Source organism: Streptomyces hygroscopicus subsp. hygroscopicus (assembly GCF_030269125.1).
GTDB lineage: Bacteria > Actinomycetota > Actinomycetes > Streptomycetales > Streptomycetaceae > Streptomyces > Streptomyces hygroscopicus_C.
In genome coordinates this window covers 231,677-250,751 of sequence record NZ_BSSM01000005.1, presented here as the reverse complement: position 1 = coordinate 250,751, position 19,075 = coordinate 231,677, and the positions used below count along the sequence as shown (strand labels likewise).

At 73.4% G+C, this 19,075-nt stretch carries 16 protein-coding genes; 4 read left to right on the top strand and 12 right to left on the bottom strand.

Going from position 1 to position 19,075, the window contains the following annotated elements; all coding sequences use genetic code 11:
- A complete protein-coding gene (gene pdhA, locus QSK45_RS14245) occupies positions 1-1,242 on the bottom strand; it encodes a pyruvate dehydrogenase (acetyl-transferring) E1 component subunit alpha (protein WP_285556691.1) in 1,242 nt (413 codons plus the stop codon).
- Positions 1,243-1,811: 569 nt separating this feature from the next.
- Between pdhA (QSK45_RS14245) and QSK45_RS14240 the strand changes: the two genes are divergently transcribed.
- Complete coding sequence (locus tag QSK45_RS14240; protein ID WP_285556689.1) at positions 1,812-2,858, top strand: phosphotransferase; 1,047 nt, start codon at positions 1,812-1,814, stop codon at positions 2,856-2,858.
- A gap of 98 nt (positions 2,859-2,956) precedes the next feature.
- Here the strand turns inward: QSK45_RS14240 and QSK45_RS14235 are convergent, their stop codons facing one another.
- On the bottom strand, positions 2,957-4,594 hold the full coding sequence (locus QSK45_RS14235) for a protein kinase domain-containing protein (protein ID WP_285556688.1): 1,638 nt from the start codon (positions 4,592-4,594) through the stop codon (positions 2,957-2,959).
- Between the two features lie 344 nt (positions 4,595-4,938).
- Here QSK45_RS14235 and QSK45_RS14230 point away from each other — a divergent pair, with 344 nt between their 5' ends.
- Positions 4,939-6,579 (top strand): protein kinase domain-containing protein, encoded by a 1,641-nt coding sequence (locus QSK45_RS14230; protein WP_285556685.1) that lies wholly within the window; start codon positions 4,939-4,941, stop codon positions 6,577-6,579.
- A gap of 59 nt (positions 6,580-6,638) precedes the next feature.
- Here QSK45_RS14230 and QSK45_RS14225 read toward each other — a convergent pair whose 3' ends face one another.
- Positions 6,639-7,181 carry a bacterial proteasome activator family protein gene (locus QSK45_RS14225; RefSeq protein ID WP_285556683.1) on the bottom strand — a complete coding sequence of 181 codons (543 nt, stop codon included), beginning with the start codon at positions 7,179-7,181 and terminating at the stop codon, positions 6,639-6,641.
- Between the two features lie 180 nt (positions 7,182-7,361).
- Between QSK45_RS14225 and QSK45_RS14220 the strand changes: the two genes are divergently transcribed.
- Complete coding sequence (locus tag QSK45_RS14220) at positions 7,362-8,060, top strand: hypothetical protein (protein ID WP_285556680.1); 699 nt, start codon at positions 7,362-7,364, stop codon at positions 8,058-8,060.
- Positions 8,061-8,079: 19 nt separating this feature from the next.
- Here QSK45_RS14220 and QSK45_RS14215 read toward each other — a convergent pair whose 3' ends face one another.
- Genes QSK45_RS14215 through pdhA (QSK45_RS14185) form a run of 7 tightly spaced genes read right to left on the bottom strand, consistent with a single transcriptional unit; the run spans position 8,080 to position 16,150 of the window.
- Positions 8,080-9,060, bottom strand: coding sequence for an NAD(P)H-quinone oxidoreductase (locus QSK45_RS14215; protein WP_285556677.1), 981 nt, complete (start codon positions 9,058-9,060; stop codon positions 8,080-8,082).
- Between the two features lie 56 nt (positions 9,061-9,116).
- The gene (locus tag QSK45_RS14210; protein WP_490993567.1) at positions 9,117-10,247 is read right to left on the bottom strand and encodes a potassium channel family protein; all 1,131 of its coding nucleotides are present in this window, start codon (positions 10,245-10,247) and stop codon (positions 9,117-9,119) included.
- A complete protein-coding gene (locus QSK45_RS14205; RefSeq protein WP_285556673.1) occupies positions 10,235-11,662 on the bottom strand; it encodes a molybdopterin molybdotransferase MoeA in 1,428 nt (475 codons plus the stop codon). The genes QSK45_RS14210 and QSK45_RS14205 overlap by 13 nt, the downstream gene beginning before the upstream one ends.
- Positions 11,659-12,606, bottom strand: a complete 948-nt coding sequence (locus tag QSK45_RS14200) for an NTP transferase domain-containing protein (protein WP_490993566.1) — start codon at positions 12,604-12,606, stop codon at positions 11,659-11,661. Before QSK45_RS14200 ends, QSK45_RS14205 begins: the two co-directional genes overlap by 4 nt.
- Before the next feature lie 60 nt (positions 12,607-12,666).
- Positions 12,667-13,995: a dihydrolipoamide acetyltransferase family protein gene (locus QSK45_RS14195; protein ID WP_285556671.1), complete on the bottom strand. Its 1,329-nt coding sequence runs from the start codon at positions 13,993-13,995 to the stop codon at positions 12,667-12,669.
- Positions 13,995-14,999: an alpha-ketoacid dehydrogenase subunit beta gene (locus QSK45_RS14190; RefSeq protein WP_285556669.1), complete on the bottom strand. Its 1,005-nt coding sequence runs from the start codon at positions 14,997-14,999 to the stop codon at positions 13,995-13,997. Before QSK45_RS14190 ends, QSK45_RS14195 begins: the two co-directional genes overlap by 1 nt.
- A complete protein-coding gene (gene pdhA / locus QSK45_RS14185) occupies positions 14,996-16,150 on the bottom strand; it encodes a pyruvate dehydrogenase (acetyl-transferring) E1 component subunit alpha (RefSeq protein WP_285556668.1) in 1,155 nt (384 codons plus the stop codon). The genes QSK45_RS14190 and pdhA (QSK45_RS14185) overlap by 4 nt, the downstream gene beginning before the upstream one ends.
- 175 nt (positions 16,151-16,325) lie before the next feature.
- On the opposite strand from pdhA (QSK45_RS14185), the gene QSK45_RS14180 reads away from it, so the two are divergent.
- Entirely contained in the window at positions 16,326-16,823 is a 498-nt protein-coding gene (locus QSK45_RS14180; RefSeq protein ID WP_285556666.1) for an Lrp/AsnC family transcriptional regulator, read from the top strand.
- Between the two features lie 61 nt (positions 16,824-16,884).
- On the opposite strand, the gene QSK45_RS14175 is transcribed toward QSK45_RS14180, so the two are convergent.
- Positions 16,885-17,484, bottom strand: a complete 600-nt coding sequence (locus QSK45_RS14175; RefSeq protein WP_285556665.1) for a TetR/AcrR family transcriptional regulator — start codon at positions 17,482-17,484, stop codon at positions 16,885-16,887.
- Positions 17,481-18,995, bottom strand: coding sequence for a 3-hydroxyacyl-CoA dehydrogenase (locus tag QSK45_RS14170; RefSeq protein ID WP_285556663.1), 1,515 nt, complete (start codon positions 18,993-18,995; stop codon positions 17,481-17,483). The genes QSK45_RS14175 and QSK45_RS14170 overlap by 4 nt, the downstream gene beginning before the upstream one ends.
- Positions 18,996-19,075: the final 80 nt, after the last annotated feature.

Genomic DNA, 19,075 nt, shown 5'->3' with positions numbered 1-19,075 from the left:
TCAGTGACCCCCTTCTGCGTCCGCGAACGACGCCTGGTAGGCGGCGAACTGGGCCCTCTCCTCGTCGACGAGCGCGTGCCCGTCCGCGTACACGTTCTCGAAGATGGCGAAGTGGTCCGGGTCGGGCATGGCGCGGACCGCTTCACGCACCCGCTTGCCCAACGCCTCGGACTCGGCCTCGAGTTCCTCGAAGAATCCCTCGTCCGCGTGGTTCGATGCCTCCAGATGGCGGCGCAGGCGCAGGATCGGGTCCTTGGCCTCCCATGCCTGGCGCTCCTCGTCGCCCCGGTAGCGGCTGGGGTCGTCGGAGGTGGTGTGGGCGCCCATGCGGTAGGTGAACGCCTCGACCAGGGTCGGGCCCTCGCCGTTGCGGGCCCGCTCCAGGGCCCACTTGGTGACCGCGAGACAGGCCAGCACGTCGTTGCCGTCCACGCGCACGCCCGGGAAGCCGTAGCCCTGGGCACGCTGGTAGAGCGGCACCCGGGTCTGCTTCTCGGTCGGCTCGGAGATCGCCCACTGGTTGTTCTGGCAGAAGAACACCACGGGCGCGTTGTAGACCGCGGAGAAGGTGAACGACTCGGCCACGTCGCCCTGGCTGGAGGCGCCGTCGCCGAAGTACGCGATGACCGCCGAGTCGGCGCCGTCCTTGGCCACGCCCATCGCGTAGCCGGTGGCGTGCAGCGTCTGGGAGCCGATGACGATCGTGTACAGGTGGAAGTTGTTCCCGTTGGGGTCCCAGCCACCGTTGTTCACACCGCGGAACATGCCGAGCAGGTTGGTCGGGTCCACGCCACGGCACCAGGCGACGCCGTGCTCGCGGTACGTCGGGAAGACGTAGTCGTCGTCACGCAGGGCCCGGCCGGAGCCGATCTGGGCGGCTTCCTGGCCCAGCAGGGAGGCCCACAGGCCCAGCTCGCCCTGGCGCTGCAGGGCGGTGGCCTCGGCGTCGAAGCGACGGGTGAGCACCATGTCGCGGTAGAGGCCGCGCAGGTCTTCGGGGGTGATGCCGGCGACGTAGGAGTCGTACTCGGCGTTCTCGACCCGCTTGCCCTCCGGCGTCAGAAGCTGCACGAGCGCGGGCTCGCTGCTCTTCTTCGCGCCGGCACGCGCGGGGGTCGTGCTGGTGGTGCGCTTGGCGCCGGTGGCTCCGGACTTGGTCCCGGCCGAACCGGCCTTGCTGCCGGTGGTGCCGGCCTTGCCTGCGGCGCTGCGCTTGCGCGCGGCACTGCTGTCCACGGTCACGTGTGCTCCTCCGTCGTTCCGGCCCCCGGGGTTGCCGGTAGGCCAGTGCGGCTCACCTGTTCCGACCACCGGGCACGGGGTGGGTGCCACTCGGCCGGGAACAGGCGTGACAGGTGCCCCGGCGAGCGCCCTGCGACCATTACGTTACCCAGTGCTCCACATTTCTGTGAAACCCCACCTGACCTGCGATTTTGCTTGGATATCCAAGTAAATCGAGGGGATGCGGAAGCGTGCTGGTCACAGCCTTGCGGCAAGGCCGGAGCACCCGAACGTTATCCCGGTCACCCAGGCGACGGGAAGAGTTCGTGGGGGCGGACCGGCCCTGGGCCCTCGGCGGGAGGAAACACCCGAAACCCCGGACGTGCTTCGGGACCGGCCCGGAGAAAGTCCGGACACCGAAGTCGAACAGCTTTGAACCGACCGTATTTTTGTCGCACCTTTGGGTCGCTTCTTCGGGGAAGCGCGCAAGCGTTCGTCCCGGTTCACTCTGTGACCGATTGTGATTGCCGACGACTTTCTGTGACAAGCCGCAGCTCACGGGGCCTTTGCGGTGCCCTAGCATCTGCCGCGTGCCGCGCCCTTGTGTACCACCCCCCGTACCCCACGCGCCCCCTCTGGGCGCTCTGCTCCGCCTGTACGACGCCGCCGGTACCGCCCTCGCCTGCGAACCGGTCGACCAGGGGCTGCTCAACCGCGGCTACCGGCTGTGCACCACGCGCGGCCGCTATTTCCTCAAGCACCACTTCGACCCCGACACCGCCGATCCGACCGCCATCGAACGCCGGCACCGGGCCACCCAGCGCCTGGCCGCCCTCGGCGTGCCGGTCGCCGTGCCGCTCGCGCACCGCGAGGGCCGCACCGTCGCCGTCGTCGGCGGCCACGCCTACGCCCTGCACCCCTGGATCGACGGCGGACACCGCCACGGCGGCCAGCTCACCCGTTCCGAGAGCGCCCGCCTGGGGGCGCTGCTGGGCGCCGTGCACGCCTGCCTGGAGCGCGTGATGCCGCCCAAGGGGCGCACCCGCCCGGCCACGAGTCCCCATCCCGTGGAGAGTGCCGACCCGGCCGACACCTCCGCCCTCATCGACCAGCTGCTCGCCCGGGTGCGCAGGCACCGCCCCGCCGACGCCTTCGACGCACTCGCCCGGCACCGGCTGCTGGAGCGGCGGTCGCTCCTGGAGCGGCACGCGGACCGGCGCCCGCCGCCCGGCGGACCGGTGGGCTGGGTGCACGGCGACTTCCACCCGTTCAACCTGCTCTACAAGGACGGCGTCCCGGCGGCCATCGTGGACTGGGACCGGCTCGGAGTGCAGCCCCGCGCCGAGGAGGCGGTACGCGCCGCCGCGATCTTCTTCGTGCGCCCGGCGGGCGCCCTGGACCTGCCGAAGGTGCGGGCGTACGCCCGCGCGTACCGGCGCGCGGCCGGTGCCACGCCCGCGGAACTGGCCGCCGCCGTGCACCGGGTGTGGTGGGAACGCCTGAACGACTTCTGGATGCTGCGCTGGCACTACGAACGCGACGACACCCGTGCGGACTGCCAGTTCCCGGCCGCCTCGGCGCTCGTGGTGTGGTGGACGCGGGAGTACGACGCGGTGTGCGACGCCTTCACCCGGTGAGCGGGTTCGACCGGCCGTCGCCGGCAAAGAGGAACGGGGCCCGGACGACCGGGCCCCGTCCGGGGTTCAGCCGGCGAGCGGCCCCGCCGGGTCCGTTCTCAGCCGGTGGGCAGACCCGCCGCCCCGCCGGCCGCCGCGTTGCCGTCGGTGGTGGTGCCGCCGCCCGTGGTGCCGCCGTCCGTGCCGCCACCGGTCGTGCCGGTGCTCGTGCCGCCGCTGCCGGTGCCGCCGCCGACCGTGCCGCCGCCGGTCGTCGGGTCCGTGGGCTGCGTCGACGAGGGCTGCGGATTCGTCGGCTGGTCGGTGGGGCCGGTGGTCTCCGGCTGGGTCGGGGTGTCCGACGGCGTGTACGTCGGCGACCAGCCCGAACCGGAACCGGTGCCCGACCCGTCGCCGGTGGGCGTGTCCGTGGGCTGCCCGGTGCTGTCGTCGGTCGGGCTCGCGGAGGCGGAGTCGTCGCCGGTGCTCTTGGTGTGCGTGGCCGGGGGCTTGGTGTCGGTACCGGCGCCGCCACCGCTGCCCGCCCCCTGGAGCGCCAGCGCCACGCCCGCCGCGATCGCGATGACCGCGAGCACGGCGAGGATCCACAGCTTGCCGCGGCCGCTGCCCTTGTTGCCGTGCCCCTCGAAGCCGCCGTCGTCACCGTTGCCGTACCCCTGCGGCAGCAGGGGCTGCGGGATCTGGGTGGTGCCGCCGCCGGCCATCGGGTGCGACATGGCGGTCGTACTCGCGAAGCCGCCCGCGGGGGTGTGCCGACCGTCGTGCGCCGCCACCGGGCCGGTGTTCCAGGTGCCGGTGTGGCCGCCCTGGTCGTACAGCATCTGCAGGCCGTACTGGACCATGCCGCGCATCTCCTCCGCCGTCTGGAACCGGTCGTCCGGCTCCTTGGCGAGCGCGCGCATGACCAGGCCGTCCAGCTCCGGCGGGCAGGCGTCCAGGACCTGCGAGGGCGCCACCGGTGTGTCCTGGACGTGCTGGTAGACGACCGACAGCGGGGTCTCGCCGGTGAACGGGGGCCGCAGCGCCAGCAGTTCGTACAGCAGGCAGCCGGTCGCGTACAGGTCGGAGCGGTGGTCGACGGCCTTGCCGAGCGCCTGCTCCGGGGAGAGGTACTGCGGGGTGCCCATGACCATGCCGGTCTGGGTCATCGTGGACTGCGCGCCGTGCAGGGCGCGGGCGATGCCGAAGTCCATCACCTTCACGGCGCCGCTGTCGGTGATGATGACGTTCGCCGGCTTGATGTCGCGGTGCACGATGCCGTGCTGGTGCGAGTAGGCGAGCGCCTCCAGGACACCGGAGACGATGATCAGCGCCTGCTCGGGGCCGGGCGCCTCCGCGTTGATCAGCAGATCGCGGATGGTACGGCCCTCGACCAGCTCCATCACGATGTACGGCACCGACTGGCCGCCCACGACGTCCTCGCCGGAGTCGTACACGGCGACGATCGCGTGGTGGTTGAGGCCGGCGACCGACTGGGCCTCACGCGTGAAGCGCGCCTTGGAGACGGGGTCCTCGGCCAGGTCGGCGCGGAGCAGTTTGACCGCGACCGTACGGCCCAGGCGGACGTCCTCGGCCGCGAACACCTCGGCCATGCCGCCCCGGCCCAGCCGATGGGTGAGCCGGTACCGGCCGTCACCGACCAGTCCTGCGTTGCCCCAGTTCTCCGGCGCGTCCGACATGCCGCCGCCAGACGCCTCGGGGTCGGACGGGCCCTGGGCGCGCTGCGTCTGTGCCATCGGTCCTCGCCGTCGTTTCTGCCCGCGGTGCGCGCGGTGTTGTCACGGTCTCCGTCGGCCACGCTACAGCCTCCGTGGGGGCCACCGGTCCGGAACCGGAACCGGGGCCCGCTCTGCGACGGACCGGCCATGAAACCCTCAGCACAGGCCGTCGTGCAAATTCTGTGTGCTGGTCGTAGGTCCCCTGTAACGCTTGCGCGACGCTTCTTGCGCGTACGGTCACGGAACGGGCACCGAGCTTGACGTGTCCGAGGCCTGGGGCAGACTTGGCCGGGAATGACACATTCGATCAAGACCTGCGCGACGAGCCAGGGTGCCGGACGGCCGATGGGGGACGGGGAGAGATGAGCCAGGACGGCGCACACGGCCGGTATACGGGGCAGGCGCTGGCCGGCGGCCGCTACCAGCTGCGCGACCTGCTCGGCGAGGGCGGCATGGCCTCGGTGCACCTCGCGTACGACGCCGTGCTGGACCGCCAGGTCGCGATCAAGACACTCCACACCGAGCTCGGCCGTGAGCAGGCCTTCCGCGAGCGCTTCCGCCGCGAGGCCCAGGCCGTGGCGAAGCTCACGCACACCAACATCGTCTCCGTCTTCGACACGGGCGAGGACGACCTCGGCGGCATGGCGACGCCGTACATCGTCATGGAGTACATCGAGGGCCGCCCGCTGGGCTCGGTCCTCGATGCGGACATACGGCAGTACGGCGCGATGCCCGCCGACAAGGCGCTGAAGGTCACCGCGGACGTGCTGGCGGCGCTGGACATCAGCCACGAGATGGGGCTGGTCCACCGCGACATCAAGCCGGGCAACGTGATGATGACCAAGCGCGGTGTGGTCAAGGTCATGGACTTCGGCATCGCGCGCGCCATGCAGTCCGGCGTGACGTCCATGACGCAGACCGGCATGGTCGTCGGCACCCCGCAGTACCTCTCGCCCGAGCAGGCCCTCGGCCGCGGCGTGGACGCCCGCTCCGACCTGTACTCGGTCGGCATCATGCTCTTCCAGCTGGTGACCGGGCGGCTGCCGTTCGACGCGGACTCCCCGCTGGCGATCGCGTACGCGCACGTGCAGGAGGAGCCGGTGGCTCCCTCCTCCATCAACCGCGCGCTGCCCCAGGGGGTGGACGCGCTGGTCGCCCGAGCGCTGCGGAAGAACCCGAACGAGCGCTTCCCGACCGCCGACGCCATGCGCGAGGAGTGCCTGCGGGTCGCCGCCTCCCTCCAGGGCGCCGCCCCGAGCATCGTGCCGGACGCGGGTCCGCGGCAGAGCGGCTCGGGCGTCGGCTCCGCGGTGTTCCCCCCGGTCGACCAGGTCCGGCAGACGCCGTCCGGCCCGGTGCAGACGCCGTACCAGCCGGGTCCGTACGGTGGTCCCCAGACCCCGGCGCCGGCCGCGCCCGCGCCGTCCTACGGCTATCCGCAGCAGGCGGGCTACCAGACGCCGCCGGTGGGCTACGGGCCGCAGACCCCGCCCCCGTACGCGCAGGCGCCGCAGACGGCCGTGCAGGGGCACGGCGCGGGCCCTGGCGGCGGCAAGGGCAACAAGGGTGTGATCATCGGCGCCGTCACGGTGTCGCTCGCCGCCGTCGTCGGCCTGGTCGTCGCGCTGACCGTGAACAGCGGCGGCGGGAACGACACGGGCGGGCACGGCGGCGCCAGTGTCTCGGCGTCCCCCACCCACCAGACCGGATACCGGGGCCCGGACACCACCCGGGTGATCGACAAGACCAAGTGCACGGAGCCGGACGAGTCCTACAGCGACCCCAACAAGATCCAGCTGCCCGACTTCCGCTACAAGGACATCAACTCCGTGAAGGCCTGCTTCCAGGCCGCGGGCTGGCAGCTGCACGTCAAGAAGGTGGACGACAACACCTGGGGCGACGGGACCGTGCTCGACCAGTTCCCGTCCGAGGGCACGGACGTGAACGCCAAGGACCCGGGCACCATCGAGCTGAGCGTGTCGACGGGTAACCCGCCGCAGTGACGGGCGTGTGAGAAGGGGCCAGGCGCATCACCGCCGGGCCCCTTTCGCGTGTGCGGGGCCTACAGGTACGGGCCGCCCGAGCGCCCGCCGAGGTGCTGCTCGTCGCCCTCGGCGCCCGAGACACCCGGCGGGAGCGCGCGGCGCATCTGCTCCAGCTGGGCCCGCGCGGCCATCTGCTGGGCGAACAGCGTGGTCTGGATCCCGTGGAAGAGTCCCTCCAGCCAGCCCACCAGCTGGGCCTGCGCGATCCGCAGCTCCGCGTCGCTCGGAGTGACGTCGTCGGTGAACGGCAGGGACAACCGCTCCAGTTCCTCGACCAGCTCCGGGGCCAGGCCGTCCTCCAGCTCCTTCACGGAGCTGGCGTGGATCTCCCTCAGCCGCACCCGGCTGGCCTCGTCGAGGGGAGCCGCGCGCACCTCCTCCAGGAGCTGCTTGATCATGCTGCCGATCCGCATGACCTTGGCGGGCTGCTCGACCTGCTCGGTGACCGGAATCTCGCGGGACTCGTCCTCCCCGCCACCTCCGCCGAGCGCCATCCCGTCCTGGCCCACGACGAGGATCTGGGGCTTCTCCGGCGACCGTTCGTTCCTCGGCATCTCCATGCCGTCATTCTCTCGCACCCGTCCACCTCACCACCGCGGGCCCCCCGGTGGGGCGGAACCGCCGTTTAGACCCGTCGGCCCAACCCGGAATGCCCGGGAGAGTCGCGAATGTGAGTCTGTTCCCGTCGGTTCATCATCGATCACGCGCTCACGCCAGCTGGGCTCCGGGAGGTCACCGACGTGACTCCATGGCTGCGACTCACCCACCGCTGTCTGCGGCTGCTGCTCGTCCTCACGACGGCCCTGCCCGTGTACGGCACCACCACCGCGTACGCCGCCGAGGCCGGCGCCCCGCGCTTCCCCACCAGGGGTCACCCGGCCTCCGCCTCGCCCTCGGCGACGTCCTCGGCCCCGCCCCCCGGCCGCACGAGCGGTTCGGGAGGCGCCTCCGGGCACCCGGCCGATTCCGGCGGGCCCGGCCACCCGGGGCACGATCACCAGGACCGCCCGGGTCACGATCACGCCGGTGCCGATCCCCAGCACCCGGCGCCCTCGGGCTCCGCCTCCGCCTCGTACCCCCCGTCGTCCGCCGAGCCGTCCCGGGCGGGGAGCGGGGCCGGGGAGGGGAAGCTGCGCCCGGGGCGGCCGGACGGACCCTGGGCAGAGGTGGAGGGCGACGACGACGCGGTCCCCGACTCCGCCGCCGCACAGCCCGCGGAGCCGGAGACCGCCGAGACCCCGACGGCCTCACCGCCGACCGAGGAGGCGGGCCTCGATCCCACGGGGTCGCCGGGGCGGTCGGCCGCGCGGAACGCCGCCGGGCAGAGCGAGAACGCGAGCGAACCGGTCCTGCGGATCCTGCCGCTCGGCAGCGGGCTCGTCCTCATCGGCCTGGGCCTCGGCCTGGCCTTCCTGGGCCTGCGGCTGCGCCGGAGCTGAGCCCCTCTCGGAGGGTCCGCTACGGCGCCACCAGCAGCACCTTGCCGATGTGGCCGCTCTCCTCGACCACCCGGTGCGCCTCGGCGGCCCGCGGCATCGGCAGCTCGCGGTCCACCACCGGACGCACATGACCGCCGGCGAGCAGCGGCCAGACGTGCTCGCGCACCGCGGCGACGATGGCCGCCTTCTCGTCCAGCGGCCTGGCCCGCAGCGAGGTGGCGCTGACGGCGGCCCGCTTGTTCAGCAGCACGCCGATGTTCAGCTCGCCCTTGGCGCCGCCCTGGAGCCCGATGATCGCCAGGCGCCCGTTGACGGCCAGGGCCTGCACGTTGCGGTCGAGGTACTTGGCGCCCATGTTGTCGAGGATGACGTCGGCGCCCGCGCCGCCGGTGGCCTCCTTGACCTCGGCGACGAAGTCCTGCTCCCGGTAGTTGATCAGGACGTCCGCGCCCAGCTCGGCGCAGCGCTCCAGCTTCTCCTTCGTCCCGGCGGTCACCGCGACCTTCGCGCCGACGGCCTTGGCCAGCTGGATCGCCATGGTGCCGATGCCGCTGGAGCCACCGTGCACCAGCAGGGTCTCGCCCGGCCGCAGATGGGCGACCATGAACACGTTGGACCAGACCGTGCAGGCCACCTCGGGCAGCGCGGCGGCCCGCACGAGGTCGACGCCCCGCGGCACGGGCAGCAGCTGACCGGCCGGTACGACGACCTTCTGGGCGTAGCCGCCGCCCGCGAGCAGCGCGCAGACCTCGTCGCCGACGGCCCAGCCGGACACCCCGGGGCCGAGCGCGGCGATCCTGCCGGAGCACTCCAGGCCGGGGTAGGGGGAGGCGCCGGGCGGCGGGTCGTAGAAGCCCTGCCGTTGCAGGATGTCGGCACGGTTGACGGCGCTGGCCACCACCTCGACCAGCACCTCTCCCTCGCCGGGCTCCGGATCGGGGACCTCGTCCCATACCAGCGCCTCGGGACCACCAGGTTCGGGAATCGTGATCGCATGCATGCGGATGACGCTACTCCCCGTGGCCCACGCGGTGTTCGCGCCCCGCGACGGCTCGCTCAGTCCGTGGGCAGCGGACGATGCGGGGTGACCTGGGTGCCGGGGCCGGCCCGGACGATGGTGATGAGCCGGTCGGTCAGCTGCAGGGTGCCGATGGACAGGTCGTCGTAGCCGAGCACCCGGTGGCCGCGTACGACGCTCACCACCAGGTCGTCGACCTCGCGCGGCCGCTTGCCCGCCTCGGCGCGCACCACCGGCCGTTCCACGAGGTCCAGGCCGCTGCCCTGCTGGATGAGGTCCTCCATGACCATGCCGGCGGCGGGGCTGAGGACGGACAGACCGAGCAGCCGGCCGGCCGCGCTGGCGCTGGTGATGACGGCGTCGGCGCCGGACTGCCGCAGCAGCGGGGCGTTCTCCTCCTCGCGCACCGCGGCCACGATCTTCGCGCCCCGGTTGAGCTGACGGGCGGTCAGCGTGACCAGCACCGCGGTGTCGTCGCGCTGCGGGGCGACGATGATCTGCCGGGCCTTGTGCACCTCGGCCCGCTTGAGGACGTCGCTGCGGGTGGCATCGCCCATGACCCCGGCGAAACCGTCGGCGGTCGCCGCGTCGATCACCTTGGCGCTGGGGTCCACCACGACCACCTGTTCCTTCCTCAGCCCCGTCGCGCACACGGTCTGCACGGCCGACCGCCCCTTCGTGCCGAAGCCGACGACGACGGTGTGCTCGCGCAAGGCGGACCTCCAGCGTTTCAGGCGCCATTCCTCCCGGGTGCGCTCGGCGAGGACCTCCAGCGTGGTGCCGACCAGGATGATCAGGAACAGCACGCGCAGGGGCGTGATGACGAAGATGTTGGTCAGCCGGGCGCTGTCGCTGACCGGGGTGATGTCGCCGTATCCCGTGGTGGAGAGGGTGACGGTGGCGTAGTAGAACGAGTCGAGCAGGTCCACGGAGTCGTCGGAGCTGTCGTGGTAGCCCGCGCGGTCGGCGTAGACGACGAGTGCGGTGGCGAGCAGCACCAGCAGCGCCATGAGCAGCCGTTTGGCGACCTGGCGGAGCGGGCGCTCCACCACCTTCACCGGGAGCCTCACCCGGTGGACGACCGGGCGTTCGTCCACCGGGTGTGCGTCGTCGCGGGGGACGGCGGCATCGTCGGACCGATCGCCGTCCGCACGTTTCACGTGAAACATACCCCGATCCCCGCGCTCGCCCAGGGCAGGTCCAGCAGTTCCACCTCGTCACCCCGCCGGGCCCCGCCCGGCGGTACGACGGCCAGCGCGTCGGCGGCGGCGACGCCGCGCAGCATGGCCGGGCCGTTGTAGTGCAGCGGCACGGCGCGGTCGCCGCGCAGCACCACCGGGATGAGCCGGGTGTCGTGCGGGTGCCCGTGCACCGCCTCCGTCAGCGGCAGTGCGTACGGCTCGGGGGCCGGGCGGGCGGCGAGGGTCCGCAGGAGCGGCTCGGCGAGCGTGAGCAGGCCGGAGACGGCAGCGAGGGGGTTGCCGGGCAGGCCGACGAGATGCTGGTCGTCCTTGGTGCGGGCGAGCAGCATGGGATGGCCGGGGCGCACTTCGACGCCGTCGACGAGGAGTTCGGCCCCGATGCGCTCCAGGGTGGGATGGACGTGGTCGACGGGTCCGGCGGCGGTGCCCCCGGTGGTGACGACCAGGTCGGCCGTGGCGGCGGTGATCGCCTTGCGCAGGGCCTCGGCATCGTCGCGGACCCGGCGCACGGCGACGACCTCGGCGCCGAGCGCGCGCAGCCAGGGCGGCAGCATGGGGCCGAGCGCGTCCCGGATCAGCCCCTCGCGCGGCAGCCCCTCGGTCAGCAGCTCGTCCCCGAGGACCAGGACCTCGACGCGGGGGCGGGGGACGACGGTGACGGTGTCGTATCCCGCGGCCGCGGCCAGGCCGAGGACGGCCGGGGTGACCTGGGTGCCGACGGGCAGCAGTTGGTCGCCGCTGCGGCACTCCTGGCCGCGCGGGCGGATGTCCTGGCCGTGGACCATGTCCCGGGTGGCGTGCAGCCGGCCCTGGGCGTCGGTGCGGCCGTGCTCGGTGCGCAGGACGGCGGTGGTGTCGGCGGGGACGCGGGCACCGGTCGCGATGCGGACCGCCTCGCCGTCGGTGAGCGGCGCGGGCCGGGCGTGCCCGGCGAGCACGCCCTCCTCGCGTACCGCCCAGGGTCCGGGTCCGGCGACCGCCCAGCCGTCCATCGCCGAGGTGTCGAAGGAGGGCAGGTCGGTGAGCGCGTCGAGGGGGGCGGCGAGGACGAGGCCGAGGGCGTCGCCGAGGGGTACGGAGACGGGGGCGCGGCGGAGGCCGGCCGAACCGGTGGCCCCGGCGGTCCCCGCGGCGCCTGCGGCGGTCCGGGCCGAGCGGGCGGCGCGGGCGGCGGTCTCGCGGGCCTGTGGCCAGGAGGTGGCGCGGCGCCGCTCCGCCGGGGCGGGCCGGTGCCGCGCGGCGGACTGCGCGTGCGGCGCCGGGGCGGGTGCGAAGCCGGTGCCGTCGTCCTTGGCTTCCCTCACGAGGGCCAGGGCCTCCTCGACGTCGAGGTCGTCGCTGTCCTCCACGGGTCCCCCGTTGCGGAGGCCGGGCGCGGTCATCCGGCGTCCGGGGCGCTCGGGCCCCCGCTCCCCTTGGTCTCCCCCGCCTCTTCCTCCCAGCGCAGGGCCAGTGCGGCGGCCTTGCGGGCGGCCTCGGCGACGGCCTCGGGGCCGCCCCCGTCCCGTGCCGCGGCGTAGCCGACGAGGAAGGTGGTCAGCGGGGCGGCGGGGCGGGCGACGCCGTGCGCGGCGTCGCGGGCGAGGTCGAGCAGGGCGTTCGTGTCGACGTCCAGGTCGATGCCCAGTTCGTCCTTGACTGCGGAGATCCATTCATCCAACACGTGCCCATGCTCCCTGATGCGTGTCCTGGCGTTGACGATGTCGTCCCAGGTGTCGCAGTCGAAGGACGCGTACGGGTCCGGGACGCGGGTGAGGCGGAGGGCGCCGGTGAGCCGGCGCAGCGGCAGCCCGGTGAGACCGTCGTGCGCGGCGGCGAGGGCAGCCAGTTCGCGGCGCAGCGCGGCGGTGCGGTACGCGGCGACGAGGGGCTGATCGCGGCCGCCCGCGTCGGTGAGCAGCGCGCCCTCGGCGCCGGTGTCGTCGAGGGCGGCCAACAGGCGGTGCAGCGTGGCCGGGCGCAGGAAGGGCAGGTCGGCGGAGAGGGCCACGGCGTGCTCGGCCGTGGTGTGCCGCAGCCCGGCGGCCAGCGCGGCGACCGGTCCGGCGCCGGGCGGCTCCTCGCGCGCCCAGCGCACCGGGCGGACGGTGGTGCGGGGCGCGGCCACGACGACGGTCGTACGAGCGCCCGCGCAGGCCGAGAGCACCCGGTCGAGCAGCGCCCGGCCGCCGACCCGGACACCGGGTTTGTCGGCTCCGCCGAGCCGCCGCGCGGCACCACCGGCCAGCACGACGGCGTCGTACGGCGGTGGGGCCGCGTCGGCTCCGGGGGCCGCTGCGGCCCTGGCGGCCTGGGTGGTCGTCGGGCCGGTGGCTTGGTCGGTCACTCCCCGAGTATGCGGTCCGGGCCGTTCAGGGGAAACCGAAGGATCACCGGGACCCGGCGGTCACAGGGTGCGCAGCAGCACCGCCGGCTGTTCCACGCAGTCCGCCACGTACCGCAGGAAGCCGCCCGCCGTGCCGCCGTCGCACACCCGGTGGTCGAAGGTGAGCGAGAGCTGCACCACCTGACGGACCGCCAGCTCGCCCTCGTGCACCCACGGCTTGGGGATGATCCGGCCGACGCCGAGCATGGCGGCCTCGGGGTGGTTGACGATCGGCGTGGAGCCGTCGACGCCGAAGACGCCGTAGTTGTTCAGCGTGAAGGTGCCACCGGTGAGTTCTCCGGGGGTCAGCGTCCCGGCATGGGCCGCCTCGGTGAGCCGGGCGAACTCGGCGGTCAGGGACTCCGCGTCACGGGTGTGGGCGTCCCGGACGACCGGCACGACCAGACCGCGCTCGGTCTGCGCCGCGAACCCGAGGTGCACATGCGGGTGCCGGACGATCTCGCGGGCGCCCGTGTCGACGGAGGAGTTGAGCTCGGGGAACCGGGCGAGGGCGGCGGTGCTGATACGGGCGAGGAGCGCGAGGAGCGAGATCTTCGGGCCCCCGGCCGCGTTCATCGCGGCCCGTGCGCGCATCAGTTCCGTCGCGTCGGCGTCCACCCAGCAGGTGGCGTCCGGGATCTCCCGGCGGCTGCGGGACAGCTTGTCGGCGACGGCACCGCGGATGCCCTTGAGGGGGACACGCACCTCGCCCGCTTCCGGGGCCGCCGCGGGGGCGGGAGCGGCCACGGCGGGGACCTCGGCCGTACGACCGCGGTCCCGGCCGGAGCCGGCCCGCAGGGCCTGCTCCACGTCCGCGCGCAGGATCAGCCCGTCCGGGCCCGAGCCCGCCAGTTGCCGCAGGTCCAGTCCGCCCTCGCGGGCGAGCCGCCGGACCAGCGGGGAGATCACGGGCACGGGACCGCTGGGCAGGCCCGCGTCGACGGGCCGGCCCGGAGCGGGCGCCGAGGCGCTGCCGTTCACGCCCCTGCTCGCACCGCCGCCGGCCGGCGCCACCGGCCGCACCCTGCGCCGGCGGCCCGGCGCCTCGGACGTGCCGTAGCCGACCAGGACGTTGCCCGAGCCCTCTCCGGACTCCGCGGCGGGTTCGCCGACCGCGACCGTCAGGAGCGGGGCGCCGACCGGGAGTTCGGTGCCCTCCTCGCCGTAGCGGGCGGTGACCACACCGCCGTAGGGGCAGGGGACCTCGACCGAGGCCTTGGCCGTCTCGACCTCGACCACCGGCTGGTCGACGGCGACCACGTCACCGACCTGGACCAGCCAGCGCACGATCTCCGCCTCGGTCAGTCCTTCGCCGAGATCGGGCAGCTTGAACTCCAGCACCTGTGCCATCAGCGCTCGGCCTCCCACTGAAGCCGGGCCACGGCGTCCAGGACGCGGTCCACGCCGGGCAGATGGTGCCGCTCCAGCATGGGCGGCGGGTAGGGGAGGTCGAACCCGGCCACGCGCAGCACGGGGGCCTCCAGGTGGTGGAAGCAGCGCTCGGTGACACGGGCCGCGATCTCGCCGCCCGGCCCGCCGAACCCGGTGGACTCGTGCACCACGACCGCGCGTCCGGTGCGCCGCACGGAGGCGCAGACCGTCTCGTCGTCGAACGGCACCAGGGAGCGCAGGTCGATCACCTCCAGGTCCCATCCCTCGGCCCGCGCGGCCTCGGCGGCCTCCAGGCAGACGGGCACGGAGGGGCCGTAGGTGATCAGCGTGGCGCTGCGGCCGGTGCGCCGGACCACCGCACGCCCGATCGGCTCGACCTCGGCCGGCTGCTCGGGGTTCCAGGTGTCCTTGGACCAGTAGAGCCGCTTGGGCTCCAGGAAGACGACCGGGTCGTCGGAGGCGATGGACCGGCGCAGCAGGCCGTAGGCGTCGGCGACGGTCGCGGGCGTGACCACGTGCAGGCCGGGGGTGGCCATGTAGTACGCCTCGGAGGAGTCGCTGTGGTGCTCGACACCGCCGATGCCGCCGCCGTAGGGGATGCGGACGGTGATCGGCAGGGGCATCTTGCCGCGGGTGCGGTTGCGCATCCGGGAGACATGGCTGACCAGCTGCTCGAACGCCGGGTAGGCGAACGCGTCGAACTGCATCTCCACCACCGGGCGCAGGCCGTACATGGCCATGCCGACGGCGGCGCCGAGGATGCCGGCCTCGGCGAGCGGGGTGTCGGTGCAGCGGTCCTCGCCGAACTCCTTGGCGAGCCCGTCGGTGACGCGGAAGACGCCGCCGAGGGTGCCGACGTCCTCACCGAGCACGTGCACGCTGGGGTCGGCGGCCATCGCGTCGCGCATCGCGCGGGTGAGGGCCTGGGCCATGGTGGCGGGCTTGACGGCCACGGTGGTCATCGGCGGTCGCCTTCCTGCTGGTCGGGCCCGTCCTGCTCGGCCGCCAGCTCGGCCCGCAACAGGTCCCGCTGTTCGCGCAGTTGGGCGGTGGTCTCGGCGTAGACGTGGTCGAAGAGGTCCATCGGGTCGAGCTCGGGGTCCTGGTTCATGCGTGCGCGCAGGTCGGCGGCCATCGCCTCGGCGTCCTCCCGTACGGCTTCCAGCGCGGCTTCGTCGAGCAGACCGCGCTCGGTCAGCTCCGTCTCCAGCAGGCGCACCGGGTCGTGGGCGCGCCAGGTCTCGACCTCGGCGTCGCCCCGGTAGCGGGTGGCGTCGTCGGCGTTCGTGTGGGCGTCGATGCGGTAGGTGACCGCCTCGATCAGCGTCGGACCGCCGCCGGCGCGGGCCTGCCGTACGGCGTCGCCGAGGACCTCGTGCACCGCCACCGCGTCGTTGCCGTCGACCAGGCGGCCGGGCATGCCGTAGCCGACGGCCTTGTGGGCCAGGGAGGGCGCGGCGGTCTGCTTGGCGAGCGGGACGGAGATGGCGAAGCCGTTGTTCTGCACCAGGAAGACGACGGGTGCCCGCCAGACGGCGGCGAAGTTCAGCGCCTCGTGGAAGTCGCCCTCGCTGGTGCCGCCGTCGCCGACCATCGCGAGCGCGACCACGTCGTCGCCCTTGAGGCGGGCGGCGTGGGCCAGACCGACGGCGTGCGGGAGCTGGGTGGCCAGCGGGGTGGAGAGGGGGGCCACCCGGTGGGCGTACGGGTCGTAGCCGGTGTGCCAGTCGCCGCGCAGCAGGGTCAGCGCCTCCACGGGGTCCACGCCGCGGGCGACGACCGCCAGGGTGTCGCGGTAGCTGGGGAAGAGCCAGTCGCGCTCTTCGAGGGCCAGGGCGGCTGCGACTTCGCAGGCCTCCTGGCCGGTGCTGGAGGGGTAGACGGCGAGGCGGCCCTGCTTGGTCAGCGCGGTGGCCTGGGTGTTGTAACGGCGGCCGCGCACCAGGTGGGCGTGGAGCCGGCGGAGCAGGTCGGGATCGGCCTTGGCGGCCGCCTCGGTGCCGAGGACGCGGTAGGGCTCGGCGTCGGGCAGCAGCGGCGCGGGGTCCATACGGGGCTGCCAGGCGGGCGGCGGCGATGGCCGGTACGCGCCCCGCTGCTCCAGAACCGTCATGACGGCACCTCCTCGTGGGAGCGGCTACGGAAGACGGGTCGGCTGTGACCCGTCTCACCTACCGATTGTTCGGTCGTCGGCACATTTTGGCTACAGGCCCCTCCAGGCTGTGGACAAACGGTTCTGCACAGCCTGGAATGAACGCAGGACGTCCACGGTGAGGGAGCGGGGGGACATGGCACCTGAACAAATGGCCGAGACAGCGCAGGACGCGGTGCCGCTGCCGGCACGACCGCTGGACGCCATCGATCAGGACATCCTGCGCATCCTCCAGGCGGACGGCCGCGCCTCGATACGGTCGGTCGCCGAACGCGTCCACGTCTCGCGCGCCAACGCCTACGCGCGCATCAACCGGCTGGTCGAGGACGGGGTCATCCGGGGCTTCGGCGCGCGCGTGGACCATGAGCGGGCCGGGCACAGCACCTCGGCCTACATCACGCTGAAGATCGTCCAGAACACCTGGCGCACGGTCCGCGAACAGCTGCGCCAGCTGCCCGGCGCCTCGCACATCGCGCTGGTGGGCGGCGACTTCGACGTGCTGCTGCTGGTGCACACGCCCGACAACCGGGCGCTGCGCGAACTGGTGCTCACCCGGCTCCAGGCGATCCCGGAGGTGCTGAGCACCCGCACGCTGCTGGTGTTCGAGGAGGAGGACCTGGAACCCGACGCCTAGGTGGCGCGGCACGGAACACCGCAAGGGCGCGCCCCCGGTGGCCGGAGGGCCCCTTGCCGTGTCACGTGGCGGGCCGGTCCCGGCGCAGTCCGGAGAAGACCAGCTGGACGACCGCGTCGGAGACCTCGCGGCCCGAGGCGCCGCGGGCCTCCGGCCGGTACCACTCCACGATGGAGTTGATCATCCCGAAGACCAGCCGGGTCGCCAGCCGCACCTCCACCTCGGGGCGTACGTCCCCGTCGGCTGCCGCCGCCTTGAGCAGTTCGGCGACCCGGTGGTCGAAGTCGCGGCGGCGCTCCAGCGCCCACCGCTCGGTCTCGGTGTTGCCGCGCACCCGCAGCAGCAGCGTCACGTAGGGCAGCTCGGCTATGAGCACCTCGACCATGCGCCGTACGACGTGCTCCAGGCGCTCCACGGGCCGCCCCTCCCCCGCCCCCGGCTCCTCCAGGATGGCGAAGAGGCCGTCCAGGGCGCGGCTGACGGCCCGCTTCAGCAGCTCCTCCTTGCCGCTGACGTGGTGGTATATCGACGACTTGGAGATGCCGGCCGCCTTGGACAGGTGCTCCATGGAGGTGCCGTCGTAACCGCGCTGGTTGAAGACCTGGACGGCGACGGAGAGCAGTGTCTCGGGGGTGTACGTGTCGCGCCTGGGCGTGGTCATGAGGTGCCCTCCCGCTTGTCGTCGGCATAGGCGTGGCGGTAGAGCGCGAGGGACGGCGCGTAGCGTCCGGAGGGGTCGCGCTCGTGCATCGCGTCCAGGACGTCGTAGGCGAACTCGTCGCCCAGCCTGCGGTCCCATTCGAAGGGGCCGAGGGGGTAGTTGACACCCAGGCGCATCGCGGTGTCGACGTCCTCCTCGGTGGCCACGCCCTTGGAGACCGCGTCATGGGCGAGGTCGATGATCCGGGCCACGGTGCGGGCCACGATCATGCCGGGGACGTCGCCGATGACGCTGACGTCCTTGCCGAGCGCCTGGAACAGGCCGACGGCCTCGGCGAGGGTCGCCGGTGCGGTGTCCTGGGAGGCGGACAGGGCGACGCGGGTGGCCTCGCGGTAGTCGAGGGCGAGGTCGAAGTAGACGACGTCGCGGAACTCCACCGAGGTCTGGCCGTCGGCGAGGACCAGCTGGCCGCCGCCGGGCAGCTCCAGGTGGCCGCCCTCCTCGCCGTTCTCCTCGCGGACCTGGATGCCCGCCTCGCGGATCAGCGCGAGCAGTTCGGCGGCGGGGCCGAGGTCGCCCTCGGCGACGACGTAGGCGGGCGGCCGCTCCTTGTCGGCGGTGTGCGGCTCGGGCCGCTCGGCGCCCTCTTCGTGGTCGTACCAGCCGTGTCCGGTCTTGCGGCCGAGGCGCCCGGACTCCACCAGGCGGCGCTGGGCCAGCGACGGGGTGAACCGCACGTCCTGGAAGAAGGACTGCCACACCGAGTGCGTCACCGCCTCGTTGACGTCCTGGCCGATCAGGTCGGTGAGTTCGAACGCGCCCATGCGGAAGCCGCCGCACTCGCGCAGGACCGCGTCGATGGTGGCCGGGTCGGCGCCCTGGGCCTCGTAGACCGCGAACGCCTCGGCGTAGAAGGGCCGGGCGATCCGGTTGACGATGAAGCCGGGGGTGTCCGCGCAGGCCACCGGGGTCTTGCCCCAGGCGCGGGCGGTCTCGTAGGCGCGGGTGGCCGACGTGACGTCGGTGGCGAACCCGGAGACGACCTCGACCAGTGGCAGCAGCGGGGCGGGGTTGAAGAAGTGCAGGCCGAGGAAGCGGCCCGGATGGCGCAGGGCGCCGCCGATCGCCGTCACCGACAGCGAGGAGGTGTTGGTGGCGAGCAGACAGTCCTCGGCGACGACGTCCTCCAGCTCGCCGAAGAGCTGCTGCTTGACGTCCAGCCGCTCCAGGACGGCCTCCACGACGAGGCCGCAGTCGGCCAGGTCGGTGAGCGCGTCCGCGGGCTCCAGGCGGGCGCGGGCCGCGTCCCGTGCGGCGGCGTCGAGCCGGCCCTTCTCCACCAGCCGGTCCAGGCGCGCGCCGATCGCGGCGGCGGCGTCCCGGGCCCGTCCGGGCGCGGCGTCGTAGAGCCGCACGGGGTGGCCGGCGACCAGTGCGACCTGGGCGATGCCCTGGCCCATGGTGCCGGTGCCGACGACTGCCACGGGGCTGCCGAGGTCGAGTGCTGTCATGTGCGCGATCCTCCCGCACGGGGTTTTCCACAGATGCGGCGGACCCCCTTGAACCGACCGATCGTTCGGTTACTCTAGCC

Coding starts and splice junctions, on each gene's coding strand:
- QSK45_RS14190 (WP_285556669.1), bottom strand. CDS start 14,999: ATGACCACCGTGGCCGTCAAGCCCGCCACCATGGCCCAGGCCCTCACC.
- QSK45_RS14215 (WP_285556677.1), bottom strand. CDS start 9,060: ATGCATGCGATCACGATTCCCGAACCTGGTGGTCCCGAGGCGCTGGTA.
- QSK45_RS14180 (WP_285556666.1), top strand. CDS start 16,326: ATGGCACCTGAACAAATGGCCGAGACAGCGCAGGACGCGGTGCCGCTG.
- QSK45_RS14195 (WP_285556671.1), bottom strand. CDS start 13,995: ATGGCACAGGTGCTGGAGTTCAAGCTGCCCGATCTCGGCGAAGGACTG.
- QSK45_RS14235 (WP_285556688.1), bottom strand. CDS start 4,594: ATGGCACAGACGCAGCGCGCCCAGGGCCCGTCCGACCCCGAGGCGTCT.
- QSK45_RS14210 (WP_490993567.1), bottom strand. CDS start 10,247: ATGTTTCACGTGAAACGTGCGGACGGCGATCGGTCCGACGATGCCGCC.
- QSK45_RS14230 (WP_285556685.1), top strand. CDS start 4,939: ATGAGCCAGGACGGCGCACACGGCCGGTATACGGGGCAGGCGCTGGCC.
- pdhA (WP_285556668.1), bottom strand. CDS start 16,150: ATGACGGTTCTGGAGCAGCGGGGCGCGTACCGGCCATCGCCGCCGCCC.
- QSK45_RS14225 (WP_285556683.1), bottom strand. CDS start 7,181: ATGGAGATGCCGAGGAACGAACGGTCGCCGGAGAAGCCCCAGATCCTC.
- QSK45_RS14170 (WP_285556663.1), bottom strand. CDS start 18,995: ATGACAGCACTCGACCTCGGCAGCCCCGTGGCAGTCGTCGGCACCGGC.
- QSK45_RS14205 (WP_285556673.1), bottom strand. CDS start 11,662: ATGACCGCGCCCGGCCTCCGCAACGGGGGACCCGTGGAGGACAGCGAC.
- QSK45_RS14175 (WP_285556665.1), bottom strand. CDS start 17,484: ATGACCACGCCCAGGCGCGACACGTACACCCCCGAGACACTGCTCTCC.